The sequence below is a fragment of the Bacillus sp. FS02 genome, assembly GCF_024398395.1.
GTDB lineage: Bacteria > Bacillota > Bacilli > Bacillales > Bacillaceae > Bacillus > Bacillus altitudinis.
Map to the genome: position 1 here is coordinate 437,799 of NZ_CP074101.1, position 19,203 is coordinate 457,001.

Below are 19,203 nucleotides of genomic sequence, written 5' to 3' on the forward strand. Positions count from 1 at the left end.
ATTAAAAATGATTCTTTTGACTTAAGAGACTCAAGCCAAAACACATACAATAGTTCCAAATAACACACAGAAACAAGACTTTTATATCAATCAGGCTCAGGATCTTCTCACCATGCAGACATAAAAAAACCCCTTCCAAAGGAAGGGGTTGAATCGTGCTTGCTTATCGTTTATTGCGGTTACGTAAGAACGTTGGGATATCCAATGTATCATCACTTGACTGTGTATTTTGTCTTGGTTGTGATGATGTTTGCTGATGTTCCTCACGTTTTACTTCACGCTTTTGTGGAATGGATTGATTTTGCTTTAATCCTTGTCCTAATGGATTTCTTTGAGGTTTTGTCACTTCGGGCTCTTGCTCAATAAAACCGGTTGCGATGACTGTGACCACAATTTCATCCTTCAAGTTATCATTAATGACAGATCCAAAGATCATGTTGACATCTTCATCAGAGGCTGATGCAACAATATCCGCTGCTTCTTGTACCTCATAAAGACTAAGGTTCGTACCACCAGTAATATTCATGATAACACCTTGTGCTCCATCAATCGCTGTTTCAAGAAGTGGTGAAGAAATGGCTTTTTTCGCTGCTTCAGCAGCACGGTTTTCGCCTGTTGCGACACCAATTCCCATAAGAGCTGAACCTTTGTTAGACATGATCGTTTTCACGTCAGCAAAGTCAAGGTTAATTAAACCTGGTGTTGCAATGAGATCTGAGATCCCTTGAACACCTTGTCTTAACACGTTATCTGCTGCACGGAATGCTTCAAGCATTGGCGTGTTTTTATCGACAATTTCAAGCAGGCGATCGTTTGGAATCACGATTAACGTATCAACTGCTTCTTTCATAGAAGCAATTCCTTCAACTGCTTGAAGCTGACGCTTTCTTCCTTCAAATGTGAAAGGACGAGTCACAACTCCAACTGTCAAGGCTCCAGAATCTTTTGCGATTTTCGCAATGACAGGTGCAGCACCCGTACCAGTTCCACCGCCCATACCGGCTGTCACAAAGACCATGTCAGCGCCTTTTAGGACTTCTTCAATTTGTTCTTTGCTTTCTTCAGCAGCTTTTTTACCGACTTCAGGATTCGCACCTGCTCCAAGCCCTCTTGTCAGCTTAGCACCGATTTGCATTTTTGTTTCTGCTTTTGATAAGTTTAACGCCTGTGCATCTGTATTCACTGCAATAAAATCGACACCCTGTACGTCATTTTCAATCATTCGGTTGACAGCGTTATTTCCGCCGCCACCTACACCGATTACTTTAATTGATGCTAGGCCGTCTATATTTGTTTCAAACTCCAACATGCTGAATCCTCCTAATCCGTCGAAAATCTAGTTCTATTCCCAGAACATATTAAATAGTTTTTTCATTTTGCCCGGTTTTTTATTTGTCTCTTGTTGCGCTTTTTGTTTCACTTTCGGTCTTGGCTGAGCTTCTTTTACTTGTGGTGTAGAAGAAACCGGCTCCATGGACGCGCCTACTTCATGAAATGCTTCATCCGGCATTTGGAATCCAACCTGTCTGCCCTGAATCTTTGCATTGCGATAAGCAAAATGGATCAAGCCCACTCCTGTCATATATTGAGGTTCCCGGACCCCAATATAATTAGGACTTGCGATTCTTACGTTGTTTTGTAAGACCGTTTGTGCCAGAGAAAGAATACCTGGTATAGCTGCCTGTCCACCTGTTAGAACGAATCCGCCAGGCAAATCATGGACACCCATATTGCGTAATTCCTCTGCCACAAAAAGCAGAATCTCTTCCAATCGCGCTTCGATGATATTGGCTGCTTCAAGTTGTGTATACGTCTGTTTTTGGTCCGTACCGATGACGGAAACTTCAAATGTCTCCTCAGACGATGCTTCATCATAGAATGCATGCCCAAATTGCTTTTTGATTCGTTCAGCTTCTTCAGTGGAAGTTCTAAGTCCTATAGACAAATCTTTTGTAATGTTCTCTCCGCCCAATGGGATACTGTGAGTAGAATAGAGATGCCCGTTTTCAAATACGGATATCGTAGTAGAGCCGCCGCCAATATCGACAAGAGCTACCCCTAGATTTTTTTCATCTTTCGATAACGCTGCTGAACCCGATGCAAGTGGCTGCAAGCAAATATCCATAATTTCAATACCAGCCCGCTCTACACATCGGAGCCAGTTATGTAGAATCGTTTTAGAACCAGTGATTAACGATCCATCCACTTCTAGCCTTACACCTAGCATTTTTTTCGGATCTGTGATCTCATCTCTTCCGTCGACGATAAATTGTCTCGGAATGACGTCTACTACGAGATGTTCTTGCGGAATAGATACTACCTGTGCAGCATCCAAGACACGTCTCACATCTTCAGCATGTATTTCTTTATTTTCACTAGACACTGCGACAACGCCGCTCGTATTCTGAATATGAATGTGGTTTCCGTTAATTCCGACTATCGCCTTTTGTAAAGGAAAACCTACCATTCTCTCAGCCTGTTCAAATGCTTGTCTAATAGAATGAACTGTTTCATCTATATCAACAATCGATCCTTTTTTTAACCCCTCTGAAGGGACATTTCCAACACCTATAATGTTAAGCGAATCATCCGCCATTTCTCCGACGATGACTTTTATATTGGATGTACCGATGTCAAGGCTGACGTAAATTTCATTGTTGTTCATTCTATGGCACCTCCTCACATATCAATACTTTCTATTCTATTATTTGCTGAACAACAATACAATGAATGTGTTTTTACAAGTGTGTAACAAAACTTAAAAAATCAACATTTTTTATTAGGATTACTGAAAATATTCGTTACATCATATGTATATCCTTTTTTATGACTCACTTTTTTTCTTTTTTTCTCTAGAAATTGTCCATTTTGTTAGTAGAATTCTTCGAATAACGGCGATATTTTGAAACAATCTAACACCGAATGCAAACATTCCGACTAAATACAAGTCTACACCAAGATGGACGCCCAGAAAAGCTAAACTTATTGCGAGTATAATATTAAAGAAGAAACCTGATACAAACACTAGTTCATCGTATGCCCCTTGCAGATGTGCTCTGATTCCACCAATCAATGTATCAAGCGCAGCAAGTACAGCGAGGGAAAGATAGTTAGAATACTCATTCGGTATCGTAAAATTCGTTAAGAAACCGATCGCAACTCCTATGATTAAACCAAGTACAGGAAGCCACATTAAGATTTTCCCTCCTTTACATCGTCAAGAGGCTTCAATTCATTTAATTGAATTGTACCGTCAAATGCTTTTAAATGAATTTTTTTCTTCGGCGGTCTAATACTCAAACTGAAATTTTCCTGAGCAAACAAATCACCAATATCTGATACATTTAAACGGCTGTATAATTTATCGGCCTGCTCGCTGACCATCTTAATCGTGACTGTATCACCATCTATGCTGTAACCATCCATTTTCGTCGTACCATTAATATCTCGAATAACACTGGTGTTAATCACCCGGTGTTCATTAATGGAAATATGTTTTGCCCCAAACATATTGGCTTCGTTGATTAATTTTTTCAGAAGATCAGGTGGTATATTTTTGACTTCTTCTCCAGTAAGTTCCTTAGAAAAAAGCTGAGTAATTTCTATTTCAACTCCTTCACCCGTTACCTCTGTAAAACCAGCCTTTTCTTTCAAATCCTTCAACGTTTTTGTTAATTGTGCTTCTTTGGATTGATCTTCTTGGTTGCCATACTTTTTTAGCATTTCATCATATTTATCAATTTCTTTCAACAAATCCAGTTCCTTACTTTTAGATGCAGATAAATCCTCTCTTAATTCCCAAACGTCTCGAGTATCGCGAACTTTAGGCTTTTGTAGAGAGTTAAACTGGATCGAGACCATGATGCCAAATATGACCATCAGGACTGTCAAACTAAGTAATGGCTTCTTTTTCCTCAACACCACTCACCTTTTCACATTTAATCTTTGTTTCTTAGAAGAGGATTCATACGAATATCCTTCTTTTCAATCGTCATGGAAATATGATCACTTGTCAGCTGATCAACCACCCCGCCTGCAATGTTTAATGCAGGAATTAAAACAGCTGGATCTCCAATAGCAGAAATGACAAATGGTGCTGGATGTTGAACACCATCAACCGTGACGACTGGACCGTTACAATGTATGTATGATTGGTGTGTGATTCTTTGTCCGTTTATAGCTACAGCAGATGCCCCTGATATAAATAGTTCGTTTATCACATGGAAAATGTGGCTCTCATGCACAATGTAATTATTGACATTTTGTCCACTCGGGATATAAGATGCATCTTCAAGAGATACTTTTACCCCTTTCCCTTTTACACCTATTTCTCCTGTAAACATTCTGTATTTCTCAACATCTTCCAAAACATTGAAATACTGCTCTTTTTCATTTTTCAAACCAAACTCTGTTTCTTGGACTTTTGATTGAAGACGATAAAGTTCTTTTTCAAGTTTTTGATTCGCCTTTTCTTGTTTTGTTAGCTGACTTTTCAAAGAATATTCTTTTTTCCATTGTTCGGTTCGATTGACATCTGCTTGATGCTGCTTCGTATATTGGTATGAAAAAGAAATCAGAAATCCAAGAACAAGCATTACAATTGAGAATATGACGGTTTTGCCTCTCAACGTTCATCTTCCTTTTTCTTAGATTTAAAAGCTTCAAAATACGTAGCTACTTCCATATGAATCGTACCTTTCTCAGAGGACGAAAGCTCTTTGACAATGGCAGGGTACGTCGTCATTTTATCTGCGAATGTTTTAATTGATGCAATAACGGTGTTTCCATCATTCATATAAAATTTAACGAGCCACTGATTGGAGCTAGTCGGTACGTAATATACTTCTGAGATTAGTTCCTGAATAGAAGCCGGCAGTTGATTCAGAGCTCTCACTGTTTGCTTCAATTTTTCTTTATTGTCCCAATCGACAAAAATAGGTCCTGCGTGACTTGGCGTTACTTCATCTGGCAAAGCCGTCCCATTTTCAAGAAGCTCATAATAAAAATGTCCCTTTTGCAGATACGCAATATTTGCATACTCTTTGACAGCAATACTGACCTTATTAGGGAAATGTTTTTTGATACTGACACTTTTAATCAATTTATTTTGCTTTATATGGTCTGCTGTCATATCTTTATTTAAATTCCAAAACTCTGTCTCGCCTTCTTTAATTTGCGAAAGTTTAACGAGCTGTTTTGTTGGTACATGTTCATTACCGGTAATGGTTAAAGAAGAAATTTTACTGATTGGTGTTTGCAAATAGACAATAATTAAAACCATGATAAAAAACAGCAAAATAAAAGAGATTAATCTCCGATTCGCTTTCTGCTTCCTTTGTTCTTTAATTTTAGGGATTCGCTCTTCTATATTGACGATCTTTTCATTTTCATGATCAGGCCGCATATATACTCTTCACCTCATTCAAAGCTGCTTGTCCGCACCTTTGGATCATTCTTTATCTCATATTGATTAGAAAACAAACGGCATGAAAAAATGCCGTTTGTTTTCCTGTGATACCATCATTCATAAGTAGTAGCCTTTAATTTGCTTCACCAATAATTTCTACTTCTGTATGCATCTCTACATTGTAGTCATCTTTGATTTTCTTTTGAATGTACTGAATTAAGTCGAGCACATCTTGAGCCTTCGCCCCACCAGCATTGACAATAAAGTTTCCGTGCATATCAGAAATTCTAGCGCCGCCAATCTGATATCCTTTTAAATTCGCCTTTTCTACAAGCTGTCCTGCATATTCAGGTAATGGATTTCGGAAAATACTGCCGGCGCATGGTTTATTATACGGTTGTGTTTCCTTGCGATAATCTTTATTTTGCTGCATTTTCTTTGTGATTTTCTCACGTTCGTCCTGTTTAAGCTTGAACACTGCTTCGAGAACAATTCCAGGGCGTTCCTTTTGAAGCACAGAAGTTCGATAGCTAAAGTTCATTTGCTCATTAGTTAACCACTCGATCGTTCCATCTTCAAATAAGACTCTCGCTTTCACAAGAATCTTGCTGATGTCAGATCCATGTGCCCCTGCGTTCATATAAACAGCGCCACCAATAGAACCTGGAATACCAGCTGCGAATTCCAATCCTGACAGCCCCTGCTTACTAAGAGACGTCGCGAGTCTTACAACTGAATAGCCTCCGCCAACTGTAATCTCTTCATCATTGACAGTTAAGTGATCAAGCCCAGCGCCCAGCTTTAAAACGACCCCGCGAATTCCTTTATCAAGAACAAGTAAATTGGACCCTCTTCCAATGACCGTCCATTGAGTATCATGTTTTTTCACCTGATCCATAATTGTTTTGACAGCATCGACATCTTTAGGGATGACTAATAGATCGGCCGGTCCGCCTATTTTCATTGTCGTATGATTTGCAAGCGGTTCATTTTCAAGTACTTTACCAACTTGCGCTTCTAATAATTCATTCTTCAAGTTCTCCATATTACCCTCCGCCTTACCTCATATCATTCATCATGAAGTCGTAATTTCTTTTAACACATTATATAAACGTGTGGCCGCATCTGGTACTCCGAGTTCTTTTGTTAAACGGCTCATTTGATGTAGTTTCTCGTCATTACCAGCAATTTCATCAATTGCATGAAGCAAGCGATCTCCAGAAAGCTCTGATTCTCTTAAAACGATCGCAGCATCATGTTTTTCAAGTGATCTAGCGTTAATTTCTTGATGATTTGCGGTCACGTATGGACTTGGAATGAAGATTGTCGGAATTCCAAGTGCCGTCACTTCAGCAATCGTTGTGGCTCCCGCTCTTGCAACAATGACATCAATTGATTTTAAATACTCCGGCATTTGATGCAAGAAAGGCTTTGTGATCATATTCGGTGCTTCACCTTTTTCTTTTAATTCGTTCAGCACTTTTTCATAATGAACCTCACCTGTAATATATAAAAGCTGATAGTTCTTTGTCTTTAATTCATCTTGCATGTCAATCACTGCTCGATTGATTGGAGCTGCACCTCTGCTCCCGCCAAAAATGAGAACTGTTTTTTTCTTCTCATCCAGCCCAAACTCTTTAAGAGATTTTCCCTCTTTAATAGAGACGACTTCAGAGGCTCTTGGGTTTCCCGTAAAAACAACCTTTTCTGAAGGAAAGTGTTCCTTTGCTTCTTCAAAACAGATGGCTACTTTATTCACATACCGTGCCAGAAACTTATTTGTGATGCCTGGCAGACTATTTTGTTCGTGAATGATCGTTGGGATTTTTAGCTTAGACGCAGCATAAACAACTGGACCACACACATAACCACCTGTTCCAATAACAGCATCCGGCTTAAATTCTTTTAAATAAGATTTACTTTTTTGGACGCCCTTTAGAAACCTCATCACTGTTTTTACATTATCAAAGGAAAGCTTTCTTTTAAAACCTGAAATTTCAATTGATTTAAAAGGGATATTTTCTCTTTCTACAATTTTCTTTTCAAGCCCATTCTCAGTGCCAATATATAAAAATTCCACATCAGGATGCAGTCTTTTCACTTCTTTAATAAAAGCTAGAGCAGGATAAATATGCCCGCCTGTTCCGCCTCCACTAATAACTATACGCATTATACCATTTCCCCTCAATTTTTTTCTGCTCTGAACAAAGTATAAACCCTGTTTTAAACAACAGGGCTCCGTCAAAACCTGTAAAGAAGAGTCAATCATCATGTTTTCGAAACAGAAACTGCCATTTTCACTCTTCAAATCATTTTTTCATACTTTTGCAAAATAAAAGTCTATATGGTTTCATGAACTTCATTAATATCTAGCATATCTGCTTACATTCAAAAGTACGCCTATTGCCATCAGCATTAATGTCAGTGATGAACCGCCATAACTTAAGAATGGGAGTGTGATGCCCGTCACAGGGATGAGACCAGTGACAACTGCGATATTAATCATTACTTGAATGGCAACCATTGAGATGATACCCACTGCCAAGAAACTTCCATATAAATCTGGTGCCCCGAGGGCTATTCTAATGCCTCTCCACAATAGAACACTAAAGAGAAGCAAAATGAGTGATCCACCTATAAATCCAAGTTCTTCAGACAATATAGCAAAGATAAAGTCTGTTTGAGGCTCAGGCAAATAGAAGAATTTTTGTCTACTCTGACCTAGCCCCATTCCAAACAGACCGCCTGGACCGACAGCGTATAAGGATTGAATAATTTGAAACCCGCTGCCAAGTGGATCCTCCCAAGGATTTAAATAAGATGTAATTCGTTTTATTCGATAGGGTGCTGATAAGACAAGTGCGGCAAATCCGCTAAGCCCTAAAAGACCGAGAAAGATAAAGTGAGCGATTCTCGCACCTGAAACAAATATCATAATAATACAGGTTCCAACCATAACCGTTCCTGTACCTAGGTCTGGCTGCAGCATAATGATAGCAAATGCAGAAAACACAATGCCTAGTGCTGGGGCAAAACCTTTACGAAAGGATGTGATATTCTTTTGCTTTTCAGATAAGAATTTTGCAAGAAACGCAATCATCGCAAGCTTCATAAATTCAGAGGGCTGAATACTAAACGCACCGACACCAATCCAGCTTCTTGAACCATTTCTCTCCATACCGATACCAGGAATCAAGACAAGCACGAGGAGGAGAAAACACACTGCAATCAGTATCTTTGACCAAGTCCGCCACGTCCAATAATCGACCCGCATAATGAAAAACATTGCGATAACTCCGATTCCGGCAAACAAAAGCTGTCTTTTTGCAAAATAAAACGAATCATCAAATTTATACGATGCCCACACAGCACTTGCGCTGTACACCATAATTAAACCAATCGTCAATAAAAGTAACGTAATGACAACAAGCAAAAAATCCGGAGAAGTTTTCTTATTCGTCAAGAGACCGACACCCCAAGCATAATTTCATTTGGGCTGTCAGTCATATGAGAGACAAGCCCTTATTTAAGCATATGCACGGCGTTTACAAACATGTCTCCACGTTCTTCAAATGTTTTATGCTGATCCCAACTTGCACAAGCCGGAGACAATAAAATCACGTCTTCTTCTTCAGATATGCTAAACGCCGCAGGTACTGCTTGTTCAACATTATCGACATGTTTTACGTGATGTATTCCCAGCTCTTCACCAAGCTTCACAAACTTAGGCGCAGTCTCACCAAATGTAATCATTCCTTTTACATTCTTCATAAAAGGTTTTAATTCATCAAATTCATTGCCACGATCCAGTCCACCTGCTAGTAAAATGGTCGGCTGCTTGAAGGCAGACAAAGCTTTACTTGTTGCCAGTATATTGGTCGCTTTACTGTCATTATAAAATTTTCTATTTTGAATCGTCTCCACAAATTGCAAACGATGCTTCACTCCACTAAATGTAGTAAGAACTTGTGCAATCGCTTCGTTTGAGCAGCCTGCATTTTTTACAACACAAATAGCTGCTAGAATATTTTCTTGGTTATGCTCACCAGGAAGAACAACATCCTTTAGGTCAATGACATGTTCATTCATATAGTAGATGGCACCATCTTTAATAAACGCTCCATGTGCTACCGGCTCTTTAACTGAGAAAAACACTTTTTGCGCTTTCGAATCTTCTGCTAGTTTGACAACAGATGGATCATCTAGGTTAACCACAGCTATGTCATCTTCCAGTTGATGTGCATACACTTTCTGTTTTGCTTTTTCGTATTCTTCACGCGTGTGATGATAGTCTAAATGTGCGTCAAAAATATTTAATATTAAGCTGATTTTAGGTCTGAATTCAACGGTTCCCATTAACTGAAATGAAGAGAGCTCAGTTACGATCCATTCATCGCCCGCTGCACGCGCGGCAACTTCACTTGCGACCGTTCCGATATTACCTGCTACCAATGTTTTTTGGCTGTCTTTTTTCAACATTTCATAAATCAAAGTAGTCGTGGTCGTTTTTCCATTTGATCCGGTAATCCCAATAAAAGGAGATGAGGTCAAATGATACGCCAATTCTATTTCAGTCCAAACTGGAATTTTTCGGCGAAGCGCCTCTTGAACCATCACATTCTCATAAGGAATTCCAGGGTTCTTAATTAAAATCGTAATTTCTTTATCGTCGAACACACGAAGAGGATGACTGCCACAAATGACATCAATCCCCTTTTCAGAAAGTAACTGAGCAGGCTCGTTTTCTTCAAAAGCTTTTTGGTCATTGACCGTCACGTTTATTCCGTGCTCGTGAAGAATTGAGGCTGCCGCATATCCGCTTTTTGCAAGGCCTAGTACTAGTACATGTTCGTCTTTTAACATTTGCATCCTATTCAATTATAACCACACCTCGATGTAAATTCCTAAAACAGCAAGCAATAAACCAGCTGTCCAGAAGGTGACAACTACTCTCCACTCAGACCAGCCAACTAACTCATAGTGGTGGTGAAGCGGGCTCATCTTAAAGATTCTTTTTCCAGTTGTTTTGAAGGAGATGACTTGAAGGATAACGGATAACGTTTCAACAACAAATACTCCTCCAATAATGACGAGTAAAATCTCAAGTTTCGTTAAAATGGCAATGGCCACGATGGCACCGCCTAAAGCAAGCGATCCCGTATCACCCATAAATACTTTTGCAGGATGCGCATTAAAGACAAGGAACCCAAGGACAGCGCCTGCTACTGCTACCGAAAAGATCGCAACATCATACTGAGATTGATTCCAAGCCAATATAGCAAAAGCTCCGAATGCAATAGCAGCTGTTCCAGATAATAAACCATCAAGTCCATCCGTAAGGTTTACCGCATTAGAACCACCGACAAGCATGAAAACGACGAGGATAAAGTATGCCCATCCTAAGTCAAAGCTGACATCTGTTCCTGGAATGCGAATAGTCGTTGCAAACTCATAATAATGGAAGACTGCATAGAAAATCACAGCAATCACAATTTGCCCGATCAGTTTTTGTTTCGATGTTAAGCCAAGATTTCGCTTCATCGCTACTTTAATATAATCATCTAAAAATCCTAATAATCCGTAGCCAAGGGTGACAAATAACAATAAAAACATTTCTGGACTAATCTCAGAGAATTTGTTAATCATCACGATCGTTGTAATTGTAATAGAAAAGATAATCATAATTCCACCCATTGTTGGGGTACCAGATTTCTTTTGGTGAGACTGAGGTCCTTCTTCTCTAATACTTTGACCAAATTTAAGTCTTCTTAAAAACGGAATAAAAATCGGGGATAAAAGAACACTGATTAAAAATCCCATTATGATTGTAAACAATATCACCTGTTCAAGCATTGTTCTTTACTCCTTCCGAATTTCCAAAGCCGTTTTCCATTAGAAAATAGCATTCATTATTATGATATTCATTCGTGTCTTTCGTATGTTGTTTTTGTACAAAATGCTTCATTTCATTACACTCTTTTCATCATTTTTAAGATTTGTTTAGATCTAAAATAGCGTCCGCTGCCACCTTGGCATCATCAAAGTCATAGACTTGATCACCAATGATTTGGTACGTCTCATGCCCTTTTCCAGCTATTAAGACTGTATCGCCCTTTTTTGCATTGGCAATGGCAAAAAAGATGGCCTGTTTCCGGTTCACAAAGCTGTGATAATAGGCGTTTGGCACGCCATTTTCCATGTCTTTCAAAATGGCTGATGGATCTTCACTTCTTGGATTATCTGATGTAAAAACAGGCTCATCTGCATATTTCACAGCGATTTGGGCCATCTGAGGGCGCTTGGTTTTATCACGGTCGCCCCCGCAGCCAACTACACAGAAAATTCTACCTTCTGTTAATTCTCTGCACGTAGTCAGTACATTTTCTAAACTGTCAGGTGTGTGTGCATAATCAACGATGACTGGGAAGTCTTGATCAAAATTCACAAGTTCGAATCTTCCTTTGACTCCCTCAAGTTCTTCAATGGCACTAACGATCGTTTCAAACGTTAAGCCTGATACAATTCCTACTGATACAGCTGCTAGAATGTTATACACATTGAATTTTCCAATAAGGGCAACCGTCACGTTTTTTGTGCCGATTGGGGTAATCAAATCAAATTGTGTTCCCTTTGGTTTGATTTGAATGTTCTTTGCCATTACATCTGCTTCTTGCTCTAAGCCATACGTCATAATTTCAGCAGCTGTGACTTTTTCAAAATAACTAGACGCTTCATCATCTGCATTTAAAATGGCATGCTTCGGCTTATCGTGCTGAAAGGCACTTCCGAGCTGGGAAAAGAGCAAGCTTTTTGCATGTTTATATTCTTCCATTGTGTTGTGGTAGTCCAAATGATCTTGGGTAAGATTTGTAAAGACGGCAATATCATAATCACATCCATGAACACGCCCAAGATGCAAAGCATGTGATGATACTTCCATAATGGCCGTATCTACGTCTTGATCAAGCATCTGCTTAAAGGTCTTCTGAAGGGTGACACTCTCAGGTGTTGTGTTTTTCACTTCGAGAATTTCATCGTTTACCTTCATATACATCGTACCGATTAAACCTGTTTTTTTATCGGCTTTTCTCATGATTTGCTCAATCATGTGTGTTGTGGACGTTTTCCCGTTCGTTCCTGTAATACCAATTAGATTGAGTTGATGAGTTGGCTGTTCGTAAAAAGCATCTGCTATTCTTGCAAGTGCTCTTTGAGAGTGTTTTACAATAATGACTGGTACATCTGTTATGTGAAGTGGGTGTTCTGCTACAATCGCTGCAGCCCCGCTTTTCACTGCTTTTTCAGCGTAATCATGTCCATCTACTGTATAGCCTTTTATACAGACAAAAAGACTCCCTTTTTTCACTTCTCTTGAATCCATTTCAATGGAAGTAATCTCCGGATTTTCGTTTATCAGTTCATTGTTTTCACTTTTAAAGTATGTAAGGAGTTCTTGTAATTTCATTTCATATCAAACCTCTCAAATTCGTTCACGTGCATGTCTTGTGAAAAAAACACACAGTCTATATTTTATCGTAAAAAAAAGGATACATCCAGCGTATTCCTTAAGTTTCTCTTGGAAAAAGCACACTTTATGCTCTTTTTTTAAAGCGACCCTTCTGTTTCAACAAAAAGAGGCAGCCGAATGAGTGCGGCTACCCTCTGTTCATTCTTTATTATTCATCATTTAAGTATAATCGGATCGTGGAACCTTCTTTGACCTTTGTGCCGGCAGCAGGCGATTGCTTCACCACTTTACTGCCAGTTCCTGAAGCATCAATCTTTAGATTAATCAGGAGTGATTCAAGGTCAGAAACAGATCCTCCTACAAGATTCGGTACCTCAATGGTTTTTGTGTCCAGCCATTGATACTTCTTTTCAATTTGTCCTTTTCTTTTTTTCACGCCCATTTCAGGCAGACTGTCTCGCATAATATGGCCCACAATAGGTGCTGCTACTGTCCCACCAAATTGAATCGTGCCTTTTGGGTTATCTACTGCTACATATACAACAATGCTTGGATCATCCGCAGGTGCAAACCCGATAAATGACACAATGTGGTTATTTTCCATGTACTTTCCGTCTTTTACTTTCTGTGCTGTTCCTGTTTTTCCGCCCACCCGATATCCTTCAACGAATGCATTCCGACCAGTTCCTTGAGCGACTACACTTTCAAGGGCATACCTGATTTCTTTAGACGTCTCCGCTGAAATGACTTTCTTCTTGGCAATTGGTGATTGCTTTTTCACTACCTCTTTTGTAATTGGATCGATCCATTCTTTTGCAATATACGGCGTGTAAAGCGTTCCTCCATTTACTGCGGCTGCCACTGCAGCTACTTGTTGAATCGGCGTAACAGATACACCTTGACCAAAGGCTGTTGTTGCCTGTTCTACAGGACCAACACGATCAAGCGGGAACAAAATTCCTCTACCTTCTCCTTGAAGGTCGATTCCTGTCTTTTGACCAAAGCCGAAATTTTTAATATAAGAAAATAGTTTATCTTTTCCAAGACGGTCGCCTAGCTCGACAAATCCTGGGTTACAAGAGTTTTGTACCACTTCTAGAAACGACTGTGATCCATGTCCTCCCTTTTTCCAGCATCTGAGCCTTGCGCCATCCACTGTCACAGATCCGCTGTCAAAAAAATGATCACGTTTTAAATTTACTTTATTTTCTTCCAGGGCAGCTGCCAGTGTAATGATTTTAAACGTCGATCCTGGCTCATATGTGCTCCACACCGGTAAGTTTCGGTTAAATACTTTTGAATCAACTGATTGATAGTCAGCCGGATCAAAGTCAGGTCTGCTCGACATTCCCAGAACCTCACCATTTTTCGGATTCATGGCAATGGCAATCATGCCATCTGGGTTATATTTTGCCTGAGCATTGTCTAGTTCTCGTTCGATGATGGTTTGCACTTTTGAATCAACGGTTAATTTCATATCAAGCCCATCTTTAGGCGGTGTATAATCATCTGCTTCATCTGGCATTTTCTGCCCTTTTGCATCAGAATAAAATTTCACAGAGCCTTTTTCACCTTTTAGGTCATCATCATAGTACGCTTCTAGCCCAAGTAAGCCTTGATTATCAATTCCAGCAAAACCTAATACATGAGATAAGAAACTTCCAAACGGGTAATGTCTGATGCTGTCCTCTGCTACATAGACTCCATCTAAATCAAGCTCTCTGACTTCTTTTGCTTTTTCATGAGATACTTTTCTCCCCTCTGGGGAAATTCGTTCTATAGACGTTTTCTTGGTGACATGCTTGTACGCTTTCTCCTCAGACATATTCAGCACTGCTGCTAATTTTTTGCTTGTTTCTGCTGGGTCTTTCACCTGCCGCGGCACGACTAAAATAGAGGGAGCACTTTTGTTCGTCGCCAGCTCCACTCCATTTCGATCCAAAATATCTCCTCGTTCTGGTTCAAATGGAAGGTTACGGCTCCATGAATCTTTCGCTAAACTTGTCAGCTTCTCGCCCATAATAAACTGCACATATCCTAATCTAGTATCTATGATGAAAAAAATGATCACCCCAAACAGCAGCACGAAAAGCAATCGTTTTCTCACTGTTACACTTGACACTCGCACGCCCGGTTCACTCCTTACATATGGCTTGTTTTCATCATATGCAGGCTCGTCTTTTTATAGAACGATCTCGTCCATCGCTCAAGCAAAAGAAAAAAACCTAGCAAATGATTTGCTAGGTTTTCAAGTTAATTTGGACTTTTGAAGGTCACTGTGACGACTTTATCTGAAATCTCCGCTCCACTTTTCACGCTTTGTTTGACAGCATATCCCTGTCCATTTGTTTCAATATGCACACCTGAAATAGACGCATATTGAAGAACTTCCCTTCTGGACCAGCCTGTCATATCAGGCATTTTAATGGTTTTCCCTGCTGTTTTCAAAAAGACTTTCTGGCTTTCAGAGAATTCAGAGCCCGCATTTGGCCATTGGCGTTTAATGGATAGACCGTCACCAATGACAACAGGTGATAACTTTTTGTTTTTTGCTTCTGTTTCTGCCTGTTTCACTTCTAAATCTAGGAATGATGGCATTGTTTCTTGTTTTATTTTCTGTTTGCCAGATTTTTTATCGTCTTTTTTTGTTGGTGCGATATTTAGATAGAGCAAACTATTTTTCATCACAGGGTTAAAGATTTCTGAAACAGGGGCAGAGCCTGTTTGTGTTTCAGATAGCTGAGGCTGTTGGACAGCGACATAAACGAGTAGCTTCGGATCATCTTTTGGTGCCATTCCCATGAATGAAAAGACGTAATCGTTTCTCCCTTGAAGGTAGCCGCCAGCACCGCCAATTTGTCCTGTACCTGTTTTCCCAGCGACATCAAAACCTTTGATTTGATATGGCTGTCCTGTGCCAATTTTTGAGGAAACGACCTCACCTAAAATGTCACGGACTTGCTTCGCTGTATCAGAAGAAATTGGTTTTCCTGCCACGGTTGGTTCGTGCTGTAAAATTGTTTTGTTTGTGTTCGGGTCTGTAATATGATCAATTACATATGGCTTCATCATCGTTCCACCGTTGGCAATGGCTGTCGCCGCTTCAATTTGCTGAATTGGGGTAATCGCGGACGCCTGACCATAAGCAGTCGATGCTTTGTCATATTCGTATCTGAAATTGATTTTACTAGACGCTTCGTTCGGCAAATCTATGCCTGTTTTGTCATAGAAATGGAATTTTTGTAAGTATTGTTCGTAGCGTGTGAAACCTAGCTTTTCTTTTGCCAGTTTCGCAAAAGCTACGTTTGAAGAACGTAGAACACCTTCATGAAAATCAATTTTTCCCCAGCCATTTCCGTTGTTATGGTCTCTTACAAGACCACCGCCTACTTTATAAGTACCAGACTGATACTTGTCACTGCCTTGGTACACTCCTTCTTGGATAGCAGCAGCAAGTGTAAAAATTTTCATCGTTGAACCTGGTTCAAATGCGTAGGAAATGACATCGTTGTTATAATTCGTAATGTCGAGTTCATTTAAATTAAAGCTTGGCCGCTGTCCCATTGCAAGAACTCTTCCAGTTTTCGGATCAACGACTGTCGCAATGATTTTCTTCGGCTTATATTTTTTAGCGACCTGCGTCATACTTTCTTCAAGAAATGCTTGAATTTTTTGGTCGATGGTCAGTGTGACGTTTTTCCCGTCTTTCGGGGCAACGATGTCTTCTTTACTATTCGGAAGTGCCCATCCGCTTCTGTCGCTGTTATACGTTACATAGCCATCTTTTTCTTTTAAATATTTATTCAGAGCCTTTTCTAGACCCATTGCGCCTGACATGTCCTTCGTCGCTTCATCTAATCTAGCATAACCGATTAAGTTCGAAGCAAACATGCCGTTTGGATAATACCTCTTTGTATCTTTTTCAAAGGCGATCCCAGGAAGTTTTAGCTTTTCAATTTTTTCCTTAGTTGAAAAACTAATATCCTTTCCAGCTTTACCAAACTCGACTTGGAATGCATCTTTTGTATTCAGACGCTTTAAAATTTCACTCTCACTCATATCAATGACCTTTGACAGCTCTTTTGCTGTCTTTTCTTTGTCAACGACATGCATCGGATGCTTTGGATCGACCGTCATTTTCTTGCTCATGATCGCAATCAGCTTATACACAGATGTATCTTCTGCAATCACATTTCCGTTTCTGTCTAAAATGGACCCTCTTTTGGCTTCAAGTGTTTTTTTCGATTGATATTGTTCATTGGCTTTTGCAGCTAACACTTGTCCATCGACGGTTCCCGTAATCTGAATATAAATAAAACGTGCAAGGATGATAAAGAAAAACAGGGCGAAGCAAATACTCGCAATTGCCGCGCCTCTGTTCATCATTTTATTCTTTTTAGGCATCGCCATGTTAATCGACCTTCTTAACATCTTTCGACATGCTTAAGCCTGCTTTTTTAGCGGCTTCAATGATTCTCTCTGGTTCACTTAGTAAATCTTTTTGCTTTTGCAGTTCAGTGATCTTTTTCGATTCTAAAGACACTTGCTGTTCTAGCTTCTGCACTTCGATATTTGCGTGATAAACAGCAAAGGCTTTCGAAATGATGAGGATCGAGCTGCACATGAGAGCCATGACAAACATGACAAGTAAGATTTTTTCACCAAGTGTAATAGAACCTCTTCTTCTAATCACAACCGATTGACCTTGTTGCTCGGTTTGATGTTGCTTTACTTCTCTTTGGTAAGCCAAATTACTCATAAGAAACCTCCTTTTTATCATCATCTATGGTGTCGTTTACTTTTTTTCTGCAATTCGGAGCTTCGCTGAACGAGCACGGTTGTTATATTCCAGCTCTTGTTCTGATGCAACGATTGGTTTTCTCGTGATCAGCTTCAGTTTTGGTTCAAGTCCTTCTGGAATCACTGGTAGTCCGTGCGGAAGTTCTGGAAGAGAAGACATTTCTTTAAATGTACTTTTACAAATCCGATCTTCAAGTGAATGGAATGTAATGACAGAAATTCTCCCCTTCGGATTGAGTAACTCTATTGCTTGTTCTAGTGCTTCTTCAAATACTTTCAATTCGTCATTTACGGCAATTCGGATCGCTTGAAACACTCTTTTCGCTGGATGTCCGCCTTTTCGTCTTGCAGGTGCGGGAATTCCTTCTTTAATAATGTCGACAAGCTCTCCTGTTGTTTCAATTGGCGCTTTTTTTCTGGCTTCTTCAATTTTGCGTGCGATTTGCTTGCTGAATTTTTCTTCCCCATATTTGTAGAAAATCCGAACTAGATCTTCAAATGGCCATTCATTCACCACTTGTTTTGCCGACAAAGCAGCGGTTTGATCCATTCGCATGTCAAGAGGTGCATCATGGTGATAACTAAAGCCTCTCTCTGGTGTGTCAAGCTGAGGTGATGAAACCCCAAGATCAAAAATCACACCGTCTACGCTTGTAATTCCTTGTTCATTCAGACGTTCTTTTAAATATCGGAAGTTGCTTTTTATGAAAAGAATGTTCGCTTTAACATGTGCGAGCTTCTCTCGTGCATGATCCAGTGCAGCATCGTCTTGGTCAAACCCAATCAATGTACCTTTTTCTGATAATTGAGATAGTAAATATGAGCTATGACCTGCGCCGCCTAGCGTGCAGTCCACATATGTACCGTCTTCTTTGACGTTTAAACCGTCAACTGTTTCTTTTAATAATACTGTCTCATGTTGAAACATGATGATATGGTCCCACCTTTTTCAAATAGAAATGAATGTGTAGAAAGCTTGCTGCACAAGGGATTATTATATATCAAATCCAATCATGTTTTCAGCAATTTCAGCAAAAGAATCTTCTTGCTCTTCTGTATATTGTTCCCAGATCGACTTACTCCACAACTCAATTCGATTTGAAACGCCGATGACCACACATTCTTTTTCGAGTTTTGCATATTGGAGTAGGTTGGATGCGATGTTAATGCGCCCCTGCTTGTCCAGATCACATTCAACTGCGCCGGAGAAGAAGAACCGGGTAAACGCACGTGCATCTTTTTTCGTTAGCGGCAGTGCTTTGAGTTTCTCTTCAATTAGTTTCCACTCACTCATAGGGTAGCCAAATAAACATTGATCAAGCCCTCTCGTCAGCACAAACTGTTCTCCGAGACCGTCTCTAAATTTAGCAGGGATGATCATGCGCCCTTTTGTATCAATCGTATGTTGGTATTCACCCATGAACATGATATTAGAGCCCCACTTTCTCACCCATACTCTCCACTATCCACCACTTCTCTCCACAAAACTTATTTTACACTGTTTCCACATAAAAAAAAACCCTGAACT

At 39.8% G+C, this 19,203-nt stretch carries 17 protein-coding genes; all 17 read right to left on the reverse strand.

Annotated features, from left to right (window positions below; genetic code table 11):
• Positions 1-163: 163 nt before the first annotated feature.
• On the reverse strand, positions 164-1,309 hold the full coding sequence (gene ftsZ / locus KFQ09_RS02210) for a cell division protein FtsZ (RefSeq protein ID WP_007499752.1): 1,146 nt from the start codon (positions 1,307-1,309) through the stop codon (positions 164-166).
• Between the two features lie 33 nt (positions 1,310-1,342).
• Complete coding sequence (ftsA, locus tag KFQ09_RS02215) at positions 1,343-2,665, reverse strand: cell division protein FtsA (RefSeq protein ID WP_007499754.1); 1,323 nt, start codon at positions 2,663-2,665, stop codon at positions 1,343-1,345.
• 159 nt (positions 2,666-2,824) lie between these two features.
• Positions 2,825-3,193 (reverse strand): small basic family protein, encoded by a 369-nt coding sequence (locus tag KFQ09_RS02220; RefSeq protein ID WP_003210988.1) that lies wholly within the window; start codon positions 3,191-3,193, stop codon positions 2,825-2,827.
• Positions 3,193-3,918 carry a DUF881 domain-containing protein gene (locus KFQ09_RS02225; protein ID WP_007499758.1) on the reverse strand — a complete coding sequence of 242 codons (726 nt, stop codon included), beginning with the start codon at positions 3,916-3,918 and terminating at the stop codon, positions 3,193-3,195. Before KFQ09_RS02225 ends, KFQ09_RS02220 begins: the two co-directional genes overlap by 1 nt.
• A 20-nt stretch (positions 3,919-3,938) precedes the next feature.
• Complete coding sequence (locus KFQ09_RS02230) at positions 3,939-4,628, reverse strand: DUF881 domain-containing protein (protein WP_035392136.1); 690 nt, start codon at positions 4,626-4,628, stop codon at positions 3,939-3,941.
• A complete protein-coding gene (locus tag KFQ09_RS02235; protein ID WP_017359362.1) occupies positions 4,625-5,404 on the reverse strand; it encodes a cell division protein FtsQ/DivIB in 780 nt (259 codons plus the stop codon). The genes KFQ09_RS02230 and KFQ09_RS02235 overlap by 4 nt, the downstream gene beginning before the upstream one ends.
• 136 nt (positions 5,405-5,540) lie before the next feature.
• Positions 5,541-6,452, reverse strand: a complete 912-nt coding sequence (gene murB / locus KFQ09_RS02240) for a UDP-N-acetylmuramate dehydrogenase (protein ID WP_007499764.1) — start codon at positions 6,450-6,452, stop codon at positions 5,541-5,543.
• Positions 6,453-6,482: 30 nt separating this feature from the next.
• Positions 6,483-7,577: an undecaprenyldiphospho-muramoylpentapeptide beta-N-acetylglucosaminyltransferase gene (gene murG, locus KFQ09_RS02245; protein WP_017359363.1), complete on the reverse strand. Its 1,095-nt coding sequence runs from the start codon at positions 7,575-7,577 to the stop codon at positions 6,483-6,485.
• Between the two features lie 192 nt (positions 7,578-7,769).
• Entirely contained in the window at positions 7,770-8,870 is a 1,101-nt protein-coding gene (spoVE, locus tag KFQ09_RS02250; protein WP_007499768.1) for a stage V sporulation protein E, read from the reverse strand.
• Positions 8,871-8,929: 59 nt separating this feature from the next.
• The gene (murD, locus tag KFQ09_RS02255) at positions 8,930-10,276 is read right to left on the reverse strand and encodes a UDP-N-acetylmuramoyl-L-alanine--D-glutamate ligase (protein WP_370648319.1); all 1,347 of its coding nucleotides are present in this window, start codon (positions 10,274-10,276) and stop codon (positions 8,930-8,932) included.
• Positions 10,277-10,285: 9 nt separating this feature from the next.
• A complete protein-coding gene (mraY, locus tag KFQ09_RS02260; RefSeq protein WP_007499771.1) occupies positions 10,286-11,260 on the reverse strand; it encodes a phospho-N-acetylmuramoyl-pentapeptide-transferase in 975 nt (324 codons plus the stop codon).
• Between the two features lie 136 nt (positions 11,261-11,396).
• Entirely contained in the window at positions 11,397-12,872 is a 1,476-nt protein-coding gene (locus KFQ09_RS02265; RefSeq protein WP_007499773.1) for a UDP-N-acetylmuramoyl-L-alanyl-D-glutamate--2,6-diaminopimelate ligase, read from the reverse strand.
• Between the two features lie 211 nt (positions 12,873-13,083).
• Positions 13,084-15,003 carry a stage V sporulation protein D gene (locus KFQ09_RS02270; protein WP_017359366.1) on the reverse strand — a complete coding sequence of 640 codons (1,920 nt, stop codon included), beginning with the start codon at positions 15,001-15,003 and terminating at the stop codon, positions 13,084-13,086.
• A 125-nt stretch (positions 15,004-15,128) separates the two neighbouring features.
• Positions 15,129-17,279 (reverse strand): penicillin-binding protein, encoded by a 2,151-nt coding sequence (locus KFQ09_RS02275; RefSeq protein ID WP_210552467.1) that lies wholly within the window; start codon positions 17,277-17,279, stop codon positions 15,129-15,131.
• A gap of 7 nt (positions 17,280-17,286) precedes the next feature.
• On the reverse strand, positions 17,287-17,634 hold the full coding sequence (gene ftsL / locus KFQ09_RS02280; RefSeq protein ID WP_025207292.1) for a cell division protein FtsL: 348 nt from the start codon (positions 17,632-17,634) through the stop codon (positions 17,287-17,289).
• 36 nt (positions 17,635-17,670) lie between these two features.
• Positions 17,671-18,603: a 16S rRNA (cytosine(1402)-N(4))-methyltransferase RsmH gene (rsmH, locus tag KFQ09_RS02285; RefSeq protein WP_007499781.1), complete on the reverse strand. Its 933-nt coding sequence runs from the start codon at positions 18,601-18,603 to the stop codon at positions 17,671-17,673.
• Positions 18,604-18,669: 66 nt separating this feature from the next.
• Positions 18,670-19,101, reverse strand: coding sequence for a division/cell wall cluster transcriptional repressor MraZ (gene mraZ / locus KFQ09_RS02290; RefSeq protein ID WP_003211163.1), 432 nt, complete (start codon positions 19,099-19,101; stop codon positions 18,670-18,672).
• Between the last annotated feature and the right edge of the window lie 102 nt (positions 19,102-19,203).

Bases quoted from the DNA above. Each gene is read 5' to 3' on its own strand.
- ftsZ (WP_007499752.1), bottom strand. From the start codon at position 1,309: ATGTTGGAGTTTGAAACAAATATAGACGGCCTAGCATCAATTAAAGTA.
- ftsA (WP_007499754.1), bottom strand. From the start codon at position 2,665: ATGAACAACAATGAAATTTACGTCAGCCTTGACATCGGTACATCCAAT.
- KFQ09_RS02220 (WP_003210988.1), bottom strand. From the start codon at position 3,193: ATGTGGCTTCCTGTACTTGGTTTAATCATAGGAGTTGCGATCGGTTTC.
- KFQ09_RS02235 (WP_017359362.1), bottom strand. From the start codon at position 5,404: ATGCGGCCTGATCATGAAAATGAAAAGATCGTCAATATAGAAGAGCGA.
- murB (WP_007499764.1), bottom strand. From the start codon at position 6,452: ATGGAGAACTTGAAGAATGAATTATTAGAAGCGCAAGTTGGTAAAGTA.
- murG (WP_017359363.1), bottom strand. From the start codon at position 7,577: ATGCGTATAGTTATTAGTGGAGGCGGAACAGGCGGGCATATTTATCCT.
- murD (WP_370648319.1), bottom strand. From the start codon at position 10,276: ATGCAAATGTTAAAAGACGAACATGTACTAGTACTAGGCCTTGCAAAA.
- mraY (WP_007499771.1), bottom strand. From the start codon at position 11,260: ATGCTTGAACAGGTGATATTGTTTACAATCATAATGGGATTTTTAATC.
- KFQ09_RS02265 (WP_007499773.1), bottom strand. From the start codon at position 12,872: ATGAAATTACAAGAACTCCTTACATACTTTAAAAGTGAAAACAATGAA.
- KFQ09_RS02275 (WP_210552467.1), bottom strand. From the start codon at position 17,279: ATGCCTAAAAAGAATAAAATGATGAACAGAGGCGCGGCAATTGCGAGT.
- ftsL (WP_025207292.1), bottom strand. From the start codon at position 17,634: ATGAGTAATTTGGCTTACCAAAGAGAAGTAAAGCAACATCAAACCGAG.
- rsmH (WP_007499781.1), bottom strand. From the start codon at position 18,603: ATGTTTCAACATGAGACAGTATTATTAAAAGAAACAGTTGACGGTTTA.
- mraZ (WP_003211163.1), bottom strand. From the start codon at position 19,101: ATGTTCATGGGTGAATACCAACATACGATTGATACAAAAGGGCGCATG.